Below are 19,904 nucleotides of genomic sequence, written 5' to 3'. Positions count from 1 at the left end.
ACGGCGAAGATCGCGGGTTCGATTCCCGTCGGGACCGTTTGAACGAATATAAGTTCAAAAAAAATAGTATGACGACTCGTTAGCTCAGTTGGTAGAGCAATTGACTTTTAATCAATGGGTCGCTGGTTCGAGCCCAGCACGGGTCATACGCGGATGTGGCGGAATTGGCAGACGCACTAGATTTAGGATCTAGCGCTTTACGGCGTGGGGGTTCAAGTCCCTTCATCCGCATGATTAGGTTTTAGCCAATTTAAACCTGATAGGTAGCCGGCTTAGCTCAGTTGGTAGAGCATCTGATTTGTAATCAGAGGGTCGCGTGTTCAAGTCATGTAGCCGGCATCAATTGCGAACGTAGTTCAGTGGTAGAACATCACCTTGCCAAGGTGGGGGTCGCGAGTTCGAACCTCGTCGTTCGCTTTAAAACACCTTAGCCGGGGTGGCGGAACTGGCAGACGCACAGGACTTAAAATCCTGCGGTGAGTGATCACCGTACCGGTTCGATTCCGGTCCTCGGCATTAATTAAATAATAGCACCCTTGGCTCAACTGGATAGAGTACCTGACTACGAATCAGGCGGTTAGAGGTTCGAATCCTCTAGGGTGCATTGGTACAATATATTAATAACACGGGAAGTAGCTCAGCTTGGTAGAGTACTTGGTTTGGGACCAAGGTGTCGCAGGTTCGAATCCTGTCTTCCCGATTGATATTTTATCAAATGGCGGCGTAGCTCAGCTGGCTAGAGCGTCCGGTTCATACCCGGGAGGTCGGGGGTTCGATCCCCTCTGCCGCTATATTTTAGTTTTACTTTGTAGGACCTTTAGCTCAGCTGGTTAGAGCTCTCGGCTCATAACCGAGTGGTCGCAGGTTCGAGTCCTGCAAGGTCCATTATTTTTGTTGGCTCGGTAGCTCAGTTGGTAGAGCAATGGATTGAAGCTCCATGTGTCGGCGGTTCGATTCCGTCTCGCGCCATTTTAATAAGCGGGTGTAGTTTAGTGGTAAAACTACAGCCTTCCAAGCTGTTGTCGCGAGTTCGATTCTCGTCACCCGCTTTGAACTATTTTAGTTCATACAATATTTATATAGGGCGCATAGCTCAGCTGGTTAGAGCGCACGCCTGATAAGCGTGAGGTCGGTGGTTCGAGTCCACTTGTGCCCACTAGCTTCAATTTTTATTGAAGTGAAAAGAGATATTTGTTATAATATTCTCATGGGGAAGTACTCAAGAGGCTGAAGAGGACGGTTTGCTAAATCGTTAGACCGGGAAACCGGTGCGGGGGTTCGAATCCCTTCTTCTCCGTATCTGCTATTGGATAGTTAATCCAATAGCTTTTTTTGTTTTAAAAAGGTAGAATATAATAAGGATTGCAACTTTAGTTAATAGATATAATTATGATAAATAATGAGGAACTATGATAGATAGAATAGAAAATAATAAATTTGAATTACATTCAAAATATGAACCTGCTGGTGATCAGCCTCAAGCAATAGAAGAATTAGTAGAAGGGATTGAAAATGGTGAGAAGGCTCAGATTTTACTAGGTGCCACTGGTACTGGTAAGACCTATACTATGAGCCAAGTTATACAAAAAGTTAATAAACCAACTCTTGTCATTGCGCATAATAAAACTTTAGCGGGACAATTATATGGTGAATTTAAAGAATTTTTCCCTAATAATGCTGTGGAATATTTCGTTTCATACTATGATTACTATCAACCAGAAGCATATGTACCATCAAGTGATACATATATTGAAAAAGATAGTTCAGTTAATGATGAGATTGATAAGCTTCGTCATAGTGCTACTTCTTCACTACTTGAACGAAATGATGTTATTGTGGTAGCCTCAGTATCTTGCATTTATGGTTTAGGAAATCCAAATGAATACCAAGACAGTGTTGTTTCGTTAAGACCTGGTCAAGAAATTTCTCGTGATAAATTGTTAAATAGTTTAGTCGATATCCAATTTGAACGAAATGATATTGATTTCCAACGTGGTAGATTTAGAGTACGAGGTGATGTTGTTGAAGTATTTCCGGCGAGTCGTGATCAACATGCGTTTAGAGTAGAATTTTTTGGTGATGAGATTGATAGAATAAGAGAAATAGATGCATTAACAGGACATGTTTTAGGTGAAGTTGACCACCTAGCTATTTTCCCTGCTACTCACTTCGTTACCAACGATGATCATATGGAAGAAGCGATTTCTCGTATACAAAATGAGCTTGAAGTACAACTTAAACATTTTAATGAAGAAGGAAAACTTTTAGAGGCTCAACGTCTAGAGCAGAGAACTAACTACGACATTGAAATGTTAAGAGAAATGGGATATACAAATGGGGTGGAAAATTATTCACGTCATATGGAAGGACGTGCAGAAGGAGAACCGCCGTACACTCTTTTAGATTTTTTCCCTGATGATTTTTTGATAATGGTTGATGAGTCACATGTTACAATGCCACAGGTTAGAGGGATGTATAACGGAGATAGATCACGTAAACAAATGCTAGTTGACTATGGATTTCGACTACCTTCTGCTCTAGATAACCGTCCATTGAGACTGGAGGAGTTTGAGGAGCATGTTCATCAAGTAGTATATGTATCTGCAACACCTGGACCTTATGAAGCTGAACAGACAGATACCATTGTTCAACAAATTATTAGACCTACAGGTTTATTAGATCCAATTGTTGAAGTAAGACCAATAATGGGTCAAATAGATGATTTACTTGGAGAAATAAATGAACGTGTTGATAAAAATGAACGTGTTTTTGTTACTACCTTAACGAAAAAAATGGCAGAAGACTTAACAGATTACTTTAAAGAAATGGGTATAAAAGTTAAATATCTTCACAGTGATATTAAGACACTCGAGCGTACTGAAATAATTAGAGATTTGCGTTTGGGTGTATTCGATGTATTAGTTGGAATAAATCTACTCCGTGAAGGTATTGATGTGCCTGAGGTATCGTTAGTTGCTATTTTAGATGCTGATAAAGAAGGTTTTCTTCGTGGTGAAAGAAGTTTGATACAGACAATTGGACGTGCTGCACGAAACTCTGAAGGTAAAGTTATTATGTATGCAGATAAAATGACTAATAGTATGGAAATAGCAATCAGTGAAACTGCTCGAAGAAGAAAAATTCAAATGGAGTACAATGAGGAGCACGGTATTACACCTCAGACAATTATCAAAGAAATTAGAGATAACATTGTAATCACACGTAAAACTGAGGATGGTGAAGAAGAAGTTATTGATTACTCAGAAATGAATAAAAAAGAACGTAAAGATGCTGTAAAAGAACTTGAAAAACAAATGAATGAAGCTGCGGGAATCCTTGATTTCGAGCTTGCGGCACAAATTAGAGATACAATTATGGAAATAAAGGCGATGGATTAAATCAAAAAAAGTGAATATTTATTCACTTTTTTATTGACAATTATTCTTTTTACATGTATAATTATAAATATAAAAAGAATAATATACAGAAAAGAGAGAAATTATGAAAAAAATATTTACAGCAATAATTACTTCACTAGCACTTGTGTCTTTGGTAGGTTGCGGAAGCAAAGGTAGCTCTGGTGATAATGATAAGTCATTACAAAAGATAAAAGATAAAGGAGAGCTTATAGTAGCACTAAGTCCTGATTATGCTCCATTTGAGTTTCAAATGATTAAAGATGGAAAAAATGTTGTTGTAGGTAGTGATATTGATTTAGCGAATAAAATTGGTGAAAAAATTGGTGTTAAAGTTAAGATTGATACTATGGATTTTAGTAATGTTCTTGCAAGTGTTTCAAGCGGGAAAGCTGATCTGGCAATCTCCGGTTTAACTGCGACTGCTGAGAGAAGAAAAGCATTTGATTTTTCTGATGAATATTATAAGACTAAGAATGTAATTGTAATTAAAAAGTCAAATTCAGACAAATATAAATCAATTGCTGATTTCAAAGGGGCTAAAGTTTCAGCACAAAAAGGAAGTATTCAAGAAGATTTAGTGAAGAATGAGATTAAAGATGCGAGTCTAGTCTCACTTCCAAAGTCAGGTGCGATGATTAATGAACTTAAAAATGGTACTGTGGATGCGGTTGTTTTAGATAATATGGTCGCAGAAAGTTACGTAGATGCCAATAGTGACTTAGAGATTGTAAAAGATATTACATTCAAATCAGATGATGAGGAAAGTAACGCAATTGCGATGGAAAAAGGTAGTAAGACCCTTCAAGAAGAAGTAAATAAAATAATTGCTGATCTTAAAAAAGATGACTCAATTAATAAGAGTGTTAAAGATAACTATGATTTAGCAAAAGAAGCTAAGCAAGTTGAATAAAATATTATTTTAAATAAAAAAACTCTGAATAATAAGGATTGAGCCAGCATAGTTGGACTTTAAAAAAAGAACATTAGTTAGGTATATTTATTTTTCGATACTCAATCGGAGATAAGTATCCTAACTTTTCTTATGTTCTTTCTTCATTGTAAAATTTAATATAGTTTATCATAGTTTGTGATACAACGGAATTAGAATTACTTAGTTCTGAGTTTAGATAGAATGTTTCAGACTTTAGTGAGAAGTGAAATGACTCTATTGGAGCATTATTAGTGGGTGTGCCTTTCTTAGATATGCTCATGGTAATGTTTTTCTTTTTATCCAATTTTTGGTAATACTTAGATGTATACAAAGAATACTGGTCAGAGTGTTGGACACAAAGGTAGATTTTCCTTATAAGCTATGATCTTCACATTATACAAGTCTTTAATTGATGATGAGTACTGCATACCATTTTTGAAAGGTATGCAGTACTTATCTGTAACTAATTTCTCCAAATTATATTATTAACCACAATTTGTTGAGATACGCAGTTCTTTGATTTTTAACTTTAACTCGACATTGTAGGTTAAAGTTTTGCATATTTTTTTAGTTTTATTAATTTGACTAGTGATTTTACAATAACCATAAGTATATTTATTTTTTTTAATTAACTCAATAATCTCTATTTCTAAATTATATATATTTGGTTTCTTAGCCTGTTTAGTCTTTTTCCATTTGTAGCAAGTAGATTTAGGTATATCAAATAAAGATAATATGTCTTTCCCTTATATAACTTCTCTGTATTCATCAATTATTTGTATAATTTGTTCTGGAACCAATTTTCTTCCAAAACTTTGTACTTTTTTAGAAGTTCTATCTGCCATCTAGATAATTTGAGTTTTAGGAGATATAATCCTTTTTTTCGAAACCATCGGTACCAAGTTTCAATTTGAGTCTTGTTTTTAATTTCCCTAGTAGTATAACTTTCTTATTTCATTTCTATAGTTCGTAATTTCGTATCATAGCTGTGCATAATTCTTTTCATAGTAAAAGCACCTTGTATGATTTTCATTTTTACATGAATTTCATACAAGGTACTCTTTTATTGAGTCTCAATTTACTAGGTTAGTTCTCGTTCCCTGAGTCAACTTTTTTATTTACTTAATTATGACTCTTTTTTGAGTCTCCATCTTGATTGTTTCATTTGGTGTTGCAAGAAACATTTCGCCATCAATTTGAATTGGTTGTGGTGAAGAAGTTTCTATTTGAAAAGATCTATTCGTTGTATGGTAAACATTTTTATTATCCAAGTGCTTTCCTTTTAATAATTGGGGAATGATTTTAGATATTTTAACCAAACTTATTCGTGGCAACTCTACTAGGGTTAAACTATTCTGTAAAGAAGATTCATTTGGTGCAATTTTAAAGCCTCCTCCAAAGTATGGGTGAGTTGTTACTGTTAATAAAAATGCGTTTTTAAATTCATTATTATTAATTTTAACATCAAATGGTTTCTTTCTAAAAAGCACTTTTATAGCATTAGAAAGATAAGCTAAACCTCCCAGATTTAATTTGGCAAATATACTTTTTAAACTACTGGAGTTTGTAGAATGAACTATCGCAGCATCAAGTCCAATCCCGATATTATTTATTGCATATCCTGAAAGACTTTGGCTATCATATTTAATAATATAAAAATCTTCCATATGTTTTTTTTGTATCTGTTTGAAACTTTCAATTGGATTTTTTGAGATATTCAAGCTGCTTGCAAAATCATTACCACTACCAGCTGGTATGTACGCGAAAGGTAAATCAACTGGCAATTGATTTACAGCATTTGATAAAGTTCCATCTCCTCCAATAATTATTAATGTATCTTCTTTATTTATAACTTTAGAAATTTCTCTCGCGAGTTCTTTTTCTTGTTTTGGTCTTTGACTAATATACTTAACATATTCAATTCTATTTTTATCTAGAAAATCACATAAAGTTTTTTCAACTTTATGTCCTTTGTTCCCACCTGATGTGGGGTTTATTAATAAGTAATACTTCATATTCAAAATTATATCACACAAAGTAAATAATTTTGTTAATTTTTTTCATGATATTATAATTTTTCTTGCAATTAATATATTATTTTGTGTATAATTATTAAATGGACGTGAAAAAAATTTCTCGCATTTCGATACTGGTAGCAATAGCAGTAGTATCGAGATTTGCATTTGCACAATTTCCTAACATAAAACCAATAACAGCATTATTTTTGGTCACAATCGTCTTTTGGGGAATATATGACTCTATTATAGTCATGATTCTTACTATGATTATAACTGGAATATATATGGGAATGAGTATTATGGTTCTATTTCAAATCATTTCTTTCGCAGTAATAATGATTATTTGGAATCTTACTTATAAATATATGACAAAAATAGTCTATCAAATGATTCTTGCAGGGATAGTGACGATGCTTTATGGTTTGATAATATCATTGTTTTCTACATACATTTTTAGTGCTAGCTTCTGGCCGTTCTATATGGCAGGACTTGGATTTGATATGATGCATGCAGTAAGTACTGTGATTTTTTATCCATTAATTTATAATATATTTGAAAGGTTTAAAATATGAAAAAAATAATTGCTTTAATTTTGCCACTTTTTCTTGTTATCAGTTTAGTAGCTTGTTCTAATAAGAAATCTGAATCAGATAAACATAAAGAAGAGACTGGTAAAGTAAGTCTGACTGTTAAATTTGATGAGAAAAATACAAAAGAATTTAAAGATATTCCTATCAATGCTGATTCAACAGTAATTACTGTTTTAAGAGAAAAGGTTCAAGTGGAGGAGAGTAAAGGATTCATCACGGCGATTGATGGAGTAAAGCAAGATGAGTCAGCTAATAAGTTCTGGTTATATAAGTTAAACGGTGAGATGGCTAATAAGGGAGCTGGTGAGCAAGAGTTAAAAGATGGTGATAAGATATACTTTGAACTTGGTAGTATGTAAAAAAAGTCCGTAAGGATTTTTTTTAAACTAAAAAATTGCATTTTATAAGATTTAAAAGTATATTTATGTTAAATAGGAGGATTTAAACATGAATAGAATAATTAAAGAAGCAACTAAGTCATTAGTCCTTTCAACAGTCCTAACCGTAGCAACAATTGCAGCAGGGAAATTTATTTTCGATCAAATAGATGAAAATGAAATTGATAATGATATGAAGAAATGAATAATTTCTTTTTATTTTATGAAAAAAATGCAAAACGTTGTATAAATATACATAAAATATGTTATAATAAATAAAAATTAATTAATATTAAGGGGTAGATACATGAACTTTTCATTTCTTCCAAAATTCCTACCTTACTTTACTGATGGAACAGTTATCACAATTGGGATTTCTGTAATAGTAGTTTTTTTAGGGACGATATTTGGGATTTTACTTGCACTAGCTAAATTATCAAAGATTAAACCATTGAGATGGTTAGCAAATATTTATATTGAACTTTTTCGTGGAACACCAATGATTCTTCAAATTATGGTTTTCTTTGTAAGTGTTAAAATGAACTTTCTTCCAACTTTTACATTTGGAATACTAGATGTTGATCTTTCGCGTCTGGTACCTGGAATTATTATTCTTAGTATGAACAGTGGGGCGTATGTAGCAGAAATAATTCGTGGTGGGATTTTATCAGTACCAAAGGGTCAAGTAGAGGCTGCATATTCATTAGGAATTCGTCCTAATCAGGCTATGAAGAGTGTTATCTTACCACAAGCAATTAGAACAAGTCTTCCATCTCTTGGCAATGAATTTGTGACAATTATCAAAGATAGTTCTCTTTTGTCAACAATAGGTGTTATGGAGCTTTATAATGGTGGATTAACAACTGCAAGTACAACATACATTGTACTTGAGCCACTACTATTTGCCGGTTCCTTCTATCTAGTGATTACTTTTGTTACGAGTCAGCTTTTAAATCTTGTAGAGAAGAGAATGTCAAAGGGGTATGTTAAATGAGTAGGAAAATAATTGAAATAAAAAATCTTCATAAGTCATTTGGAAAAAATGAAATTCTTAAAGGATTGAATCTTGAAATCTCTGAAGGTGAAGTGATTGTCATGATTGGTCCTTCTGGTAGTGGAAAATCAACATTCTTACGTACTATGAATATGCTGGAAGTCCCAACTGAGGGTCAGGTTATTTTTGAGGGTGTAGACCTAGCTGGTAAAGGGGTTGATATATTTAAGTACCGTGAAAAAATGGGTATGGTTTTTCAATCATTCAACCTATTTTCAAATATGAATGTTTTAGATAATTTGACTTTAGCTCCTATAAAAAATAAAAATATGCTAAAAACTGAAGCAGAGAATATTGCTTTAAAATTACTTGAAAGTGTAGGATTAGCTGATAAAGCTGATGCGTATCCTCAGAGTTTATCAGGTGGACAGCAACAACGTGTTGCTATAGCACGCGCATTGGCTATGGGTCCAGATGTGATGCTCTTTGATGAACCAACAAGTGCCTTGGACCCAGAAATGGTTGGAGAAGTATTAGCTGTAATTAAAAAATTAGCTAAAGAGGGAATGACCATGGTTATAGTGACTCATGAAATGGGATTTGCTAAAGAAGTAGCTGACCGAGTTCTTTTTATGGATCAAGGACATATTATTGAGGAAGCTAGTCCAGAGGAAATATTTGGAAATCCAAAAGAAGAAAGAACAAAAGATTTCTTATCTAAAGTTCTATAATTTATAGTTAAAGACTTATACAGGAATCTGTTTATATGGATTGTATCGGTCTTTTTTTTGGATAGATTGAAAAGAACATGAATATCAGTTAAAATTGAATAGAGTGATTTTAATATCTTTTTTTAAAAAGTATGATAAAATGAACTCTGATTTAAAAAAGAAAGAAGTGACTATATGTCTTTAACTCATAGAAGAAATACCCGACCTGTATTGGTTGGTGATGTTGTGGTTGGTGGTCGTAATAAAGTTATCATCCAATCAATGTGTACTACTAAAACTCAGGATGTGGAGGCTACTGTAGCCCAAATACATGAACTTGAAGAAGCTGGTTGTCAGATAGTACGCGTTGCGGTTCCTGATATGGAAGCAGCTCTTGCCCTTAAGGATATTAAAGCACAAATCTCGATTCCTCTAGTGGCTGATATCCATTTTGACTATCGTTTAGCCTTACAAGCAATTGAATCAGGTGTTGATAAAATTCGAATCAATCCGGGAAACATTGGACGTGCAGATCGTGTACAAAAAGTCGTAGAGGCATGTAAAGCAAAAAATATTCCTATTCGTATCGGGGTTAATGCCGGTTCGCTTGAAAAAAAATTCCTTAAAAAGTATGGATATCCAACTGCAATGGGAATGCTTGAAAGTGCGCGTGAACATGTAAAAATTCTTGAAGATTTAGACTTTCACGATATAATAATTTCAATGAAAGCTTCAAATGTTGAACTTGCACTTGCAGCCTATCAACTTGCAGCTGAAGAATTTGACTACCCACTTCATTTGGGAATTACTGAATCAGGTCCATTATTTTCTGGTTCAATCAAATCTGCAGCTGGAATGGGAGCATTGCTTTCACTTGGAATTGGCGACACAATGAGGATTTCACTTTCTGCAGATCCTGTGGAGGAGATAAAAGTTGCACGTGAGGTCTTAAAATCATTTAATTTGATTGACAATGCAGCAACTCTTGTTTCTTGTCCAACTTGTGGGCGTATTGAAATTGATTTAATTCCAATTGCTGCAGAACTTGAAAAATATATTGCTAATATCAAAGCACCAATAACTGTTGCTATTCTTGGATGTGGTGTAAATGGTCCAGGGGAAGCGCGTGAAGCAGATATTGGTTTAGCAGGTGGAGACGGAAAAGGTATGCTTTTCAAAAAAGGAAAAATTATTAAGACTGTACCTGAAGAAGTCATGCTTGAAGAATTCAAAAAAGAGATAGATGCCATGTATAAACTTTATCAGGAGACGGGTAAGTTACATGAAGATGCTGAGTGATCCATATTTTTATATAATTTTATTTTCAGTCGTTCCAATGATTGTGTGCCTAACGGTTTTTATCAATTTGATTAGAACTGATCCACGCACTTTGAAGCTAGGTCGATGGGGAATCTTTTCGGCCTTCTTCATCTTTGTTAGTATCAACCTCTTGCTTTTATATTTGAATGGTCAAGGTGTCATACCAGAAGGTGTGCTTATTATTGAAGCAATCACTCTTGTTATGGGGTTTTTAATATTTTCGGTTGTTATTTTTATCGGTATTATTGTTGAAAGTATTAAAGTTTGGCGCAGAGAAAGCCATAGTATAGCAAATCTCTTACTTCCCTTAAGTTTTCTGGCCTTTTGGTTGATGGGTAAAATTATTAGCAAAATAAGCAATTTACCTCCAAAATATGACTATTTGAAAATTATAACTTATGTATATCCTATTTTAATTATGTACATTGGTTGGCAGTTTATCGTCTTCTTTGCCTCAAGTGTAATTTATGGATGGCTCATGAAACGTGCTAAATCTAACTACTTTGTCGTTTTAGGAGCTGGATTAATTAATGGTGATCAAATAGGTAAGCTCTTAGGATCAAGAATTGAAGTTGCTGTAAATCATTCAAATAAACAACAAGAAAAAGCTCAAATTATCTTTTCTGGTGGTCAAGGACCAGATGAACTTGTTCCTGAAGCAGTTGCTATGAGAAATTATGCAGTTCAAAATATGGGTTATCCAGAAGACTATACTATTTTGGAAGATAAAAGTAAAACTACTTATGAGAATTTAGTTTTCTCTTCAAGAATTATTGAACAGAAGTCTCAAGTGATTGGGGAAAAATTTCTTTTCTTCTCAAGTGAGTATCATGTTTTTAGGGCGGCATTATTTGCCAGAGAATTAGGCTTAAATGCTCAGGGTATTGGAAGTAAGACAGCAATGTATTATAGAATTCCCGCATTTATTCGTGAATTTATTGCCGTTTTAAACAGTAATAAGAAAAAACATCTTAAGTTTCTTATTTTTATTTTAATATTGAATATATTACTTGTTCTATTTACAAACTATATTACAAGAAATGCAGCATAACATTACCATCCATAGGATGGTATTTTTCTTTTATAAAAACGTATAAATAATAAAGGAGATTATCATGTTAACAGCTGAATATTTATCGGGGAAAATAATAAATTTATTAGAAGATGATAACATTGAATCTATTAAGGAGAGGAAACTTTTCTGTCCAGGTTGTAAAGGAGAAGTTGTCCTAAAAAATGGAAATATTAGAGCAAGGCACTTTGCTCATAAATCATTAAAAAATTGCGAGTTTTATTCAGAAAATGAGAGTCAGGAGCATTTGCAACTGAAAATGGATTTATACAAGTGGCTTAACTATGATACTTATGCGCAAGTTGAATATTATCTGCCAGAAATTATGCAAATAGCTGATATCATGGTGGAATTAAATATTGCATTAGAAGTACAGTGTAGCTCTCTTTCACTTAAACGTTTAAGTGAAAGAACCTTATCATATAAGAAAATTGGATGTTCTGTTTTATGGCTTTTGGGAAAGAAATTACACTTGGATAAAAAAGTTAATAAATTGAATATGAATTTTTTATATTTTTCGATGAATTGTGGTTTCTACTACTGGGAACTATGTAATAAACAAAAATGTCTAGTCCTAAAATATTTAATTCATGAGGATTTAAAAGGAAACTTGATTTATAAAGAAAAAATATTCCCTTTTTTTAAAGGAAATCTATTAGATATATTGCGTTTCCCATATAGGAAACAAAAATCTGAAGTAATTGAAGGAAAGAAAATTTCTGACATGGAGTTATATATAAGCCAGAATTTACGTCGAAAAAATGGCAAGTGGATGGAAATTGCTGGACTCTATTACCAAAAAGGGTTAAGTTTAAGAGATATTAAAAATTATCCTGTGCAATATTTTCCTCTTGGTTTTAATTACTACAGGTGGCTAATTAATGAAAGTGACCATAGCAGTTTTTTACAGATAAATAGGGATTTATCCCATTATTATGAGAATTTTATAAAATATTATAAATTAAGAGATAAAAGTGGTCGACAATTGATGTACCCACCTGCTTTTTATGGTAAAATGTAAAATGACAAAATTTTAAAATATTAAGATAGAGGATTATTATGGCAAAAAATAGAAATGAAATTGCTGAAGATAGAAAATGGGATCTAACTAGTGTTTTTGATACTGATCAAGCTTGGGATGCTGAGTACGAGGCGGTTTCTAAAGAACTTGATGAAGCTAGGAAATTAGCTGGACATCTAACAGACTCAGCTTCATCTTTACTTGCTACTACAAAGATTGAACTAGCTATCGCTCAACGTGTTGAGAGACTTTATGTCTATGCTTCTATGAAGAACGATCAAGATACTACAGTAGCGAAGTACCAAGAATTACAAGCAAAAGCAACAGCTTTATATGCTAAATATGGTGAAACTTTTGCCTTCTATGAGCCAGAATTTATGACTCTTACTGAGGATGAATTAGCTGAATTTAAAGTTAAAGTACCTGAACTTAACGATTTTAAACATTTCTTTGAAAAATTATTAAGTAAAAAAGCTCATGTTCTTTCATCTGCTGAGGAAGCATTATTAGCTGGTGCCGGAGAAATTTTTGGAGCATCTGCTGAGACTTTTGAAATTCTTGATAATGCAGATATTATTTTCCCAACTATCAAAGATTCAGAAGGAAATGCTGTTCAATTAACACATGGTAATTATATTTCATTTATGGAAAATAAGGACCGTGAAATTAGAAAAAATGCTTACCAAGCTCTTTACAGTATTTATAATCAATTCCAAAATACGTATGCTAAGACTCTAGGTTCTAATGTTAAAGTGCATAACTTCCAAGCAAAAACTCGTAAATATAATTCAGCTAGAGCTGCGGCACTTGCTGAAAATCATATTCCTGAAAGTGTTTTTGATACATTAGTTGAAAGTGTTAATAAACATTTACCTCTTTTACATCGTTATGTTAATTTACGTAAGGAAATTTTAGGAATCGATGATCTTAAAATGTATGATATGTATGCTCCTCTCTCTGATCTTGATTATAAATTTACTTATGATCAAGCAGTTGATAAAACAATCGATACACTTAAAATTTTTGGTCCAGATTATTTAGAGCGTGTTAAACGTTCATTTGATGAGAGATGGATTGATGTTGAGGAAAATAAAGGGAAACGTAGTGGTGCTTATTCAGGTGGTTCTTACGATACTAATGCCTTCATGCTTTTAAACTGGCACGATACATTAGATAACTTATTTACTTTAGTTCATGAAATGGGTCATAGTATGCACTCAACCTTTACTAGGGAAAATCAACCATATGTGTATGGTGATTATTCAATTTTCCTAGCGGAGATTGCATCAACAACTAATGAAAATATATTAACTGAAACTTTACTTGAAGAAATTAAAGATGATAAAACTCGTTTTGCTATTCTTAACCATTATCTTGACGGTTTCCGTGGTACAGTATTCCGTCAAACTCAATTTGCTGAGTTTGAACATGATATCCATGAAGCAGATGCTGCGGGGACTGTTTTAACAAGTGAATTCTTGAATAATTTATATGCTAATTTAAATGAGAAGTATTACGGTATTTCAAAAGAAGAAAATCCAGAAATTCAATATGAATGGGCACGCATTCCTCATTTCTATTATAATTATTATGTTTTCCAATATTCAACTGGATTTGCAGCTGCAAGTTACTTAGCTGAAAAAATTGTTCATGGAACTGAACAAGACAAAGAAAACTATTTAAATTATCTAAAAGCTGGAAATAGTGATTATCCACTTGATGTAATTGCTCGAGCAGGTGTGGATATGACTAATTCAGTCTATCTTGATGAAGCTTTTAAGGTTTTTGAAACTCGTTTAACTGAGCTAGAAGAGTTGGTTGCTAAAGGAGCACATCTAAATGGTTAAGTCATACGGGGAACGAAGCAATCGCAACATGCGTCGCCCTGTTGTTAAAGAAGAAATAGTAGATTTTTTACGAACAAATCAAAAGCAGCTAGATGGTTATCTAGCTGACTTGGCAGATTTTGCTCAACGTGAGAATATTCCCGTTATTCCACATGAAACAGTTGTTTACTTTCAATTTCTTTTACAAGCTATCCAGCCTAAGAAGATTTTGGAGATTGGAACTGCAATTGGTTTTTCAGCACTTTTGATGAAAGAATCTGTCCCTGGAGTTCAGATTACAACAATAGATCGAAACCCTGAAATGATAGCTTTTGCTAAAGAAAATTTTTCAAAATTTGATAAAGATAGTCAGATTACTCTTTTAGAAGGTGAAGCACAAGAGGTTCTACCTAGGATTAATGATAAATTTGACTTTGTATTTATGGATTCAGCGAAGTCAAAATACATAGTATTTTTACCTTACATCTTGGAAAAGCTTGATGTAGGTGGCGTGATTATCATTGATGATGTATTTCAGGGTGGTGATGTAGTTCGTCCCATTGAAGATATTAGAAGAGGGCAAAGGACAATTCATAGAGGATTAAATAGATTATTCGATGCTGTACTTAATAATGAAAAACTGACAGCAAGTTTAATTCCAATGAGTGATGGAATATTAATGATTCGTAAAAATGAGGAAAATGTTGACTTAGGTCTTGATTAAGTTTTCTATAAGCTATTTGAATTAGAATGTCTATAATTAGAATCCAGGTCTTATATTGAAATGTTAATTTTTTGAATTTATATATTCTATTTTAAAAAATTATTTTGAAATTTTATATTTATCATTTTAAGAAGTATTTAAGATTTTGTGATATAATAAACTCGTTATAGAGAAAAAGGAGAATTACTGTGAACTTTAAAAAAATTACTTTAACTGCAGCAACTGCACTTGCAATGGTAAGTCTTGCAGCATGTGGTCAAAAAGATTCATCAACTAATACTGACATCGTTACTATGAAAGGTAACACTATTCGAGTTACTGATTTCTACAATGCAGCAAAAAATAATACTTCTGCAAATGGTACTCAGATTGTTCAACAATTAGTTTTAGATGATGTTTTGGAAGATAAATATAAGGGTAAAGTAAGCGATAAAGAAGTCAATGCCGAATATGACAAAACTAAAAAGCAATATGGTGATCAATTTTCAGCTGCTTTAGCTCAAGCAGGTTTGACTGAGGAATCATATAAATCATCAATTAAGACTAACCTTTTAGTTAAGTATGCTGTTGATCAAGCAGTTAAAAAAGAATATACTGATGCAAATATGAAAGCTGCTTGGGATAAATTCCATCCTGAAGTTACTGCCAGAGTAATTCAAGTTTCAGACGAAAAAACTGCAAAAGAAGTTCTAGACGAAGTTAAGAAAGATGACTCTAAATTTGGAGATATTGCAAAAGAAAAATCAGTAGGTCCTGATAAAGACAAAGGTGGGGAAATTAAATTTGATTCAAATTCAAATGAACTTCCAACAGAAGTTAAGGATGCTGCCTTTAAACTTGAAGATGGAAAAGTAAGCGATATTATTACTGTTTCAAATCAAACGGGTGCTTCAAGTTACTATATTGTTAAAATGGAAAAAAATAGCAAAAAAGGTAACGATATGAACAAGTACAAAGGTGATCTTGAAAAAGCAATTAAGAATGAAAAAGAATCTGATTCTAAGTTTACAACAGGAGTAATCGGTAATCTTCTAAAAGAGTACAATGTTACAATTAAAGAAAAAGCTTTCAGTAATGCATTATCACAATATACTACTGATGCTACTGATACTAGTGAAAAATAATTAAAAAAAGTTGATTATACAGAGAGTCTTAGATGGTGAAAATAGACAATTAACTTGTGCGGCTTAAAAAAGCTATAAGGTGAGAAAACACTTTTATCAAACAATACGAGATAATGAAACTTCATTGTAAAAAGAGGGTGGTACCGCGGTTTTCGCCCCTCATTACAGTGGAGTTTTTTCTTTTTAGATTGGGAGAAAATTCACATGAAAGAGTATAGAATTAAGCAAAGATTCTGGTCGATCGGTGGGAAATTTGAAATTACTGATCAATATGGAGCCGTTAATTATTATGTTAATGGTTCATTTATGAAGATACCCAAACAATTTATAATTACTGATTCCTTTGGAAATAGAGTATCAACAATTACAAAGGTAATATTTCAATTTTTACCAAAATTCGATGTATCTCTGGCTAATGGACAAAATTTTAGAATAAAAAAAGATTTTACTTTCTTCAAATCAAGTTATCAAATTGATGGTTTAGGTCTTTCTGTCAAAGGAGACTGGTGGAATATGAATTTCTCTCTTCTCGAAGGAAATAAAAAAGTAGCTAGTATTAGTCAAAAATGGTTTAAGCTCACTTCAACATATGATATACAGGTATATGATGAAAAATACTCAGATGTAGTAATTTCACTTGTCATTGCAATAGATTATGTGAAAGAACAAGAAGCGTCAAGTAGAAGTGCATCAAGCTCTTCGAATTCAGGAAATTAAAAAAATTAATAATAAACATATAGGAGATATAAATAATGAAAAAAATGTCATCAGCAGAAGTTCGTCAAATGTTTTTGGACTTCTTTAAGAGTAAAGGACATACGGTTGAACCCTCAGTTTCACTTGTTCCAGTAAATGATCCAACCTTACTATGGATTAATTCTGGTGTAGCAACGTTAAAAAAATATTTTGATGGTTCTGTAATCCCAGAAAATCCACGTATTACAAATGCTCAAAAAGCAATCCGTACAAATGATATTGAAAACGTTGGTAAGACAGCTCGTCACCATACCATGTTTGAAATGCTTGGAAACTTTTCAATCGGAGATTATTTCCGTGATGAAGCGATTGAATGGGGATATGAGTTATTAACAAGCCCAGAATGGTTTGATTTTCCAAAAGACAAACTTTATATGACATATTATCCTGACGATACTGATTCTTACAATCGTTGGATTGAATTAGGCGTTGATCCTAGTCATCTTGTTCCAATTGAGGATAACTTCTGGGAGATTGGTGCAGGACCAAGTGGACCTGATACAGAAATATTCTTTGACCGTGGAACTAAATATGATCCTGAAAACGTTGGTGTGAAATTACTAGCAGAAGATATTGAAAATGATCGATATATCGAAATCTGGAATATTGTTCTTAGCCAATTTAATGCTGATCCATCTATTCCTCGTAGTGAATATAAAGAACTTCCTCATAAAAACATTGATACGGGTATGGGACTTGAAAGAATGGTTTCTATTGTACAAGAAACTCCAACAAATTTTGAAACAGACTTGTTTATGCCTATTATTCGTGAAGCAGAAGCATTATCAGGTAAAGAATATGATCCTTATGGGGATAATATGAGCTTTAAAGTTATTGCTGACCATATTCGCTCCCTTGCATTCGCAATTGGTGACGGTGCTTTACCAGGAAATGAAGGCCGTGGATACGTTCTTCGTCGCCTACTTCGTCGCGCTGTAATGCATGGTCGTAAACTTGGAATTAACGATGCCTTTCTTTATAAATTAGTTCCAACTGTTGGTCGAATCATGGAATCTTATTATCCAGAAGTTTCTGAGAAAAAAGATTTTATTGAAAAAATTGTTAAACGTGAAGAGGAAACTTTTGCACGTACAATTGATGCAGGTTCAAGTTTACTTGAAGATTTGCTTGAAAAACTTAAGGCTGATGGAAAAGATACTCTATCTGGAGAAGATATTTTCAAACTTTATGATACATACGGCTTCCCTGTTGAATTAACTGAAGAGCTTGCTGAGGACCAAGGTTTTCAAATAGACCATGAAGGATTTAAAGCCGCTATGAAGGAACAACAAGAGCGTGCGCGTGCTAGTGCTGTTAAAGGTGGTAGTATGGGTGCACAAAGTGAAGTTTTATCTAGTCTTATAGATACTTCTGTATTCAACTATGATAAATCAACTTTGGAGTCTGAAGTAATTGCAATTATACGTGATGATGAACGTGTTAAATCTACTAACGACTATGGACAAGTAATCTTTGCTGAAACACCTTTCTATGCTGAAATGGGTGGACAAGTAGCCGATTATGGTGTGATTAAAGATGGTGAAGGGCAAGTTGTAGCTAATGTAGTTGATGTTCAACGTGCTCCAAATGGACAACATCTTCATACACTTGAATTAGCTAGTGAACTAGTTGAAGGTCAAAAATATACACTTGAAATTGATACAAAGCGTCGTAATAGCGTTACTAAAAACCATACTGCAACTCATATTCTACATGCTGCACTTCATGAAGTACTTGGAAATCACGCAGTTCAAGCTGGTTCATTAAATGAAGTAGAATTCTTACGTTTTGACTTTACTCATTTTTCTGCAGTAACTCCAGAAGAACTTGAAAGAATTGAAACACTTGTTAACAAAGAGATTTGGAATGCAATTGATGTCAATACAATTGAAACAGATGTTGAGACTGCAAAAGGTATGGGTGCTATGGCACTATTTGGTGAAAAATATGGTAAAGAAGTACGTGTTGTAACCATTGGTGACTTCTCAGTTGAACTTTGTGGTGGTACTCATGTTGGTAATACAAGTGAAATTGGACTTTTCAAAATAGTTAAGGAAGAGGGAATTGGTTCAGGAACTCGTCGTATCCTAGCTGTAACTGGTCAAAAAGCATATGAAACATTTAAGGATCAAGAAAAAATTCTTAATGAAATTTCTAGTCAGGTTAAGGCTCCTCAACTTTCAGTGCTAGTTGATAAAGTAACAAATCTACAATCAGAACTTAAACAAGCGCAAAAAGAAAATGAAAGTCTTTCTGCTAAACTTGCAACAAGCCAATCAGAAGAAATCTTCAAAAATGTTAAAGAAGCAAATGGCGTGTCATATATTGCTGAGCAAGTATCAGTTAAGGATGCAGGAGCTCTTAGAAATCTTGCTGATGTATGGAAACAAAAAGATGCAAGTCAAGTTTTAGTTTTAGTGGCAGCTATTGGAGACAAGGTAAACTTACTAGTATCAAGCAAAGATAAAGACATTAAAGCTGGTGACTTGGTTAAAGCTCTAGCACCATTTATTGATGGCCGTGGAGGTGGAAAACCTGATATGGCTATGGCAGGTGGAACAAATGCAGCTGGTATTTCAGAACTGCTAGAAAAAGTAGGACAAACAATTGAACAATAATACGGAAGTAATGCTTTATGTGGAGAATGTTGCAGCTAGTGCAGCATTCTGGAATGCTATTGGATTTATCGTAACGGAGACTGAAGATTTTTCAGGAGCTAAACTGGTTACTATTAAACCAACATTGGACAGTAATACTATCTTTAATTTATATGATATAGAGCAAGTAAGAATGATGTCGCCAGAAGTTGCTGACAATAAACCTTCAGTACTTTTCCATTCATCTGATTTAGAAGCTCTTAATTTAAAAATTGAAGCAGCTGGTGGTCAAACAAGTGATATTATGACATTTGATAACGGTGTAAGAGTTACAAATTTTGCAGATATTGAAGGAACATATTTTGCTGTAATCGAAGATTAATAAGAAGTAGATAGTTATTAAGGCTTGCAAAATAACATTAGTG

At 33.4% G+C, this 19,904-nt stretch carries 18 protein-coding genes and 13 tRNA genes; 29 read left to right on the top strand and 2 right to left on the bottom strand.

Features of this window, described 5'->3' with window-relative positions; all coding sequences use genetic code 11:
• Positions 1–73 precede the first annotated feature (73 nt).
• From BG262_RS10290 to BG262_RS10220, 15 genes are all read left to right on the top strand, one after another.
• A tRNA-Lys gene (locus BG262_RS10290) sits at positions 74–146 on the top strand.
• A 3-nt stretch (positions 147–149) separates the two neighbouring features.
• Positions 150–231: transfer RNA gene (locus BG262_RS10285), tRNA-Leu, on the top strand.
• A gap of 35 nt (positions 232–266) precedes the next feature.
• Positions 267–339 (top strand) — tRNA-Thr (locus BG262_RS10280).
• A 6-nt stretch (positions 340–345) separates the two neighbouring features.
• Positions 346–417: transfer RNA gene (locus BG262_RS10275), tRNA-Gly, on the top strand.
• Between the two features lie 13 nt (positions 418–430).
• Positions 431–516 (top strand) — tRNA-Leu (locus BG262_RS10270).
• 14 nt (positions 517–530) lie between these two features.
• A tRNA-Arg gene (locus tag BG262_RS10265) sits at positions 531–604 on the top strand.
• A gap of 22 nt (positions 605–626) precedes the next feature.
• Positions 627–700, top strand: a tRNA-Pro gene (locus BG262_RS10260).
• 17 nt (positions 701–717) lie between these two features.
• Positions 718–791 (top strand) — tRNA-Met (locus BG262_RS10255).
• A gap of 20 nt (positions 792–811) precedes the next feature.
• Positions 812–885, top strand: a tRNA-Ile gene (locus BG262_RS10250).
• Positions 886–896: 11 nt separating this feature from the next.
• Positions 897–969, top strand: a tRNA-Phe gene (locus tag BG262_RS10245).
• Between the two features lie 9 nt (positions 970–978).
• Positions 979–1,049: transfer RNA gene (locus tag BG262_RS10240), tRNA-Gly, on the top strand.
• Between the two features lie 33 nt (positions 1,050–1,082).
• Positions 1,083–1,156, top strand: a tRNA-Ile gene (locus tag BG262_RS10235).
• Between the two features lie 53 nt (positions 1,157–1,209).
• Positions 1,210–1,297 (top strand) — tRNA-Ser (locus tag BG262_RS10230).
• Between the two features lie 112 nt (positions 1,298–1,409).
• Entirely contained in the window at positions 1,410–3,398 is a 1,989-nt protein-coding gene (gene uvrB / locus BG262_RS10225; RefSeq protein WP_070788802.1) for an excinuclease ABC subunit UvrB, read from the top strand.
• A gap of 103 nt (positions 3,399–3,501) precedes the next feature.
• Positions 3,502–4,329 carry a transporter substrate-binding domain-containing protein gene (locus tag BG262_RS10220; protein WP_070788801.1) on the top strand — a complete coding sequence of 276 codons (828 nt, stop codon included), beginning with the start codon at positions 3,502–3,504 and terminating at the stop codon, positions 4,327–4,329.
• A gap of 130 nt (positions 4,330–4,459) precedes the next feature.
• On the opposite strand, the gene BG262_RS11085 is transcribed toward BG262_RS10220, so the two are convergent.
• Together BG262_RS11085 and BG262_RS10215 are read right to left on the bottom strand one after the other, a co-directional pair.
• Positions 4,460–4,630, bottom strand: coding sequence for a hypothetical protein (locus tag BG262_RS11085; protein ID WP_478210318.1), 171 nt, complete (start codon positions 4,628–4,630; stop codon positions 4,460–4,462).
• Positions 4,631–5,468: 838 nt separating this feature from the next.
• Positions 5,469–6,365, bottom strand: coding sequence for a diacylglycerol/lipid kinase family protein (locus BG262_RS10215; protein WP_070788800.1), 897 nt, complete (start codon positions 6,363–6,365; stop codon positions 5,469–5,471).
• A gap of 101 nt (positions 6,366–6,466) precedes the next feature.
• Here BG262_RS10215 and BG262_RS10210 point away from each other — a divergent pair, with 101 nt between their 5' ends.
• The 14 genes from BG262_RS10210 to BG262_RS10150 all read left to right on the top strand — a co-directional run bounded on the left by BG262_RS10210 (position 6,467) and on the right by BG262_RS10150 (position 19,861).
• Positions 6,467–6,940: a hypothetical protein gene (locus BG262_RS10210; protein WP_070788799.1), complete on the top strand. Its 474-nt coding sequence runs from the start codon at positions 6,467–6,469 to the stop codon at positions 6,938–6,940.
• On the top strand, positions 6,937–7,317 hold the full coding sequence (locus BG262_RS10205; RefSeq protein WP_070788798.1) for a DUF4430 domain-containing protein: 381 nt from the start codon (positions 6,937–6,939) through the stop codon (positions 7,315–7,317). Before BG262_RS10210 ends, BG262_RS10205 begins: the two co-directional genes overlap by 4 nt.
• A gap of 88 nt (positions 7,318–7,405) precedes the next feature.
• Positions 7,406–7,540 carry a hypothetical protein gene (locus BG262_RS10985; protein WP_267887011.1) on the top strand — a complete coding sequence of 45 codons (135 nt, stop codon included), beginning with the start codon at positions 7,406–7,408 and terminating at the stop codon, positions 7,538–7,540.
• A 102-nt stretch (positions 7,541–7,642) separates the two neighbouring features.
• Entirely contained in the window at positions 7,643–8,329 is a 687-nt protein-coding gene (locus BG262_RS10200) for an amino acid ABC transporter permease (protein WP_070788797.1), read from the top strand.
• Positions 8,326–9,060 carry an amino acid ABC transporter ATP-binding protein gene (locus tag BG262_RS10195; RefSeq protein WP_070788796.1) on the top strand — a complete coding sequence of 245 codons (735 nt, stop codon included), beginning with the start codon at positions 8,326–8,328 and terminating at the stop codon, positions 9,058–9,060. The genes BG262_RS10200 and BG262_RS10195 overlap by 4 nt, the downstream gene beginning before the upstream one ends.
• Before the next feature lie 174 nt (positions 9,061–9,234).
• Positions 9,235–10,338, top strand: coding sequence for a flavodoxin-dependent (E)-4-hydroxy-3-methylbut-2-enyl-diphosphate synthase (gene ispG, locus BG262_RS10190; protein ID WP_070788795.1), 1,104 nt, complete (start codon positions 9,235–9,237; stop codon positions 10,336–10,338).
• Complete coding sequence (locus tag BG262_RS10185; RefSeq protein WP_158006675.1) at positions 10,322–11,410, top strand: YdcF family protein; 1,089 nt, start codon at positions 10,322–10,324, stop codon at positions 11,408–11,410. The genes ispG and BG262_RS10185 overlap by 17 nt, the downstream gene beginning before the upstream one ends.
• Before the next feature lie 64 nt (positions 11,411–11,474).
• Positions 11,475–12,452 carry a competence protein CoiA gene (locus tag BG262_RS10180; protein ID WP_070788794.1) on the top strand — a complete coding sequence of 326 codons (978 nt, stop codon included), beginning with the start codon at positions 11,475–11,477 and terminating at the stop codon, positions 12,450–12,452.
• 38 nt (positions 12,453–12,490) lie between these two features.
• A complete protein-coding gene (gene pepF / locus BG262_RS10175; protein WP_070788793.1) occupies positions 12,491–14,299 on the top strand; it encodes an oligoendopeptidase F in 1,809 nt (602 codons plus the stop codon).
• Entirely contained in the window at positions 14,292–15,002 is a 711-nt protein-coding gene (locus BG262_RS10170) for an O-methyltransferase (protein WP_070788792.1), read from the top strand. The genes pepF and BG262_RS10170 overlap by 8 nt, the downstream gene beginning before the upstream one ends.
• A 188-nt stretch (positions 15,003–15,190) precedes the next feature.
• Positions 15,191–16,126, top strand: a complete 936-nt coding sequence (locus BG262_RS10165) for a peptidylprolyl isomerase (RefSeq protein WP_070788791.1) — start codon at positions 15,191–15,193, stop codon at positions 16,124–16,126.
• 204 nt (positions 16,127–16,330) lie between these two features.
• Complete coding sequence (locus BG262_RS10160) at positions 16,331–16,843, top strand: LURP-one-related/scramblase family protein (RefSeq protein ID WP_070788790.1); 513 nt, start codon at positions 16,331–16,333, stop codon at positions 16,841–16,843.
• 35 nt (positions 16,844–16,878) lie between these two features.
• Positions 16,879–19,500, top strand: a complete 2,622-nt coding sequence (alaS, locus tag BG262_RS10155; RefSeq protein ID WP_070788789.1) for an alanine--tRNA ligase — start codon at positions 16,879–16,881, stop codon at positions 19,498–19,500.
• Entirely contained in the window at positions 19,490–19,861 is a 372-nt protein-coding gene (locus tag BG262_RS10150; protein WP_083312981.1) for a VOC family protein, read from the top strand. The genes alaS and BG262_RS10150 overlap by 11 nt, the downstream gene beginning before the upstream one ends.
• Positions 19,862–19,904 lie beyond the last annotated feature (43 nt).

Source organism: Floricoccus penangensis (assembly GCF_001832885.1).
GTDB classification, from domain to species: domain Bacteria; phylum Bacillota; class Bacilli; order Lactobacillales; family Streptococcaceae; genus Floricoccus; species Floricoccus penangensis.
This window is presented reverse-complemented; position numbering and strand designations above follow the sequence as displayed.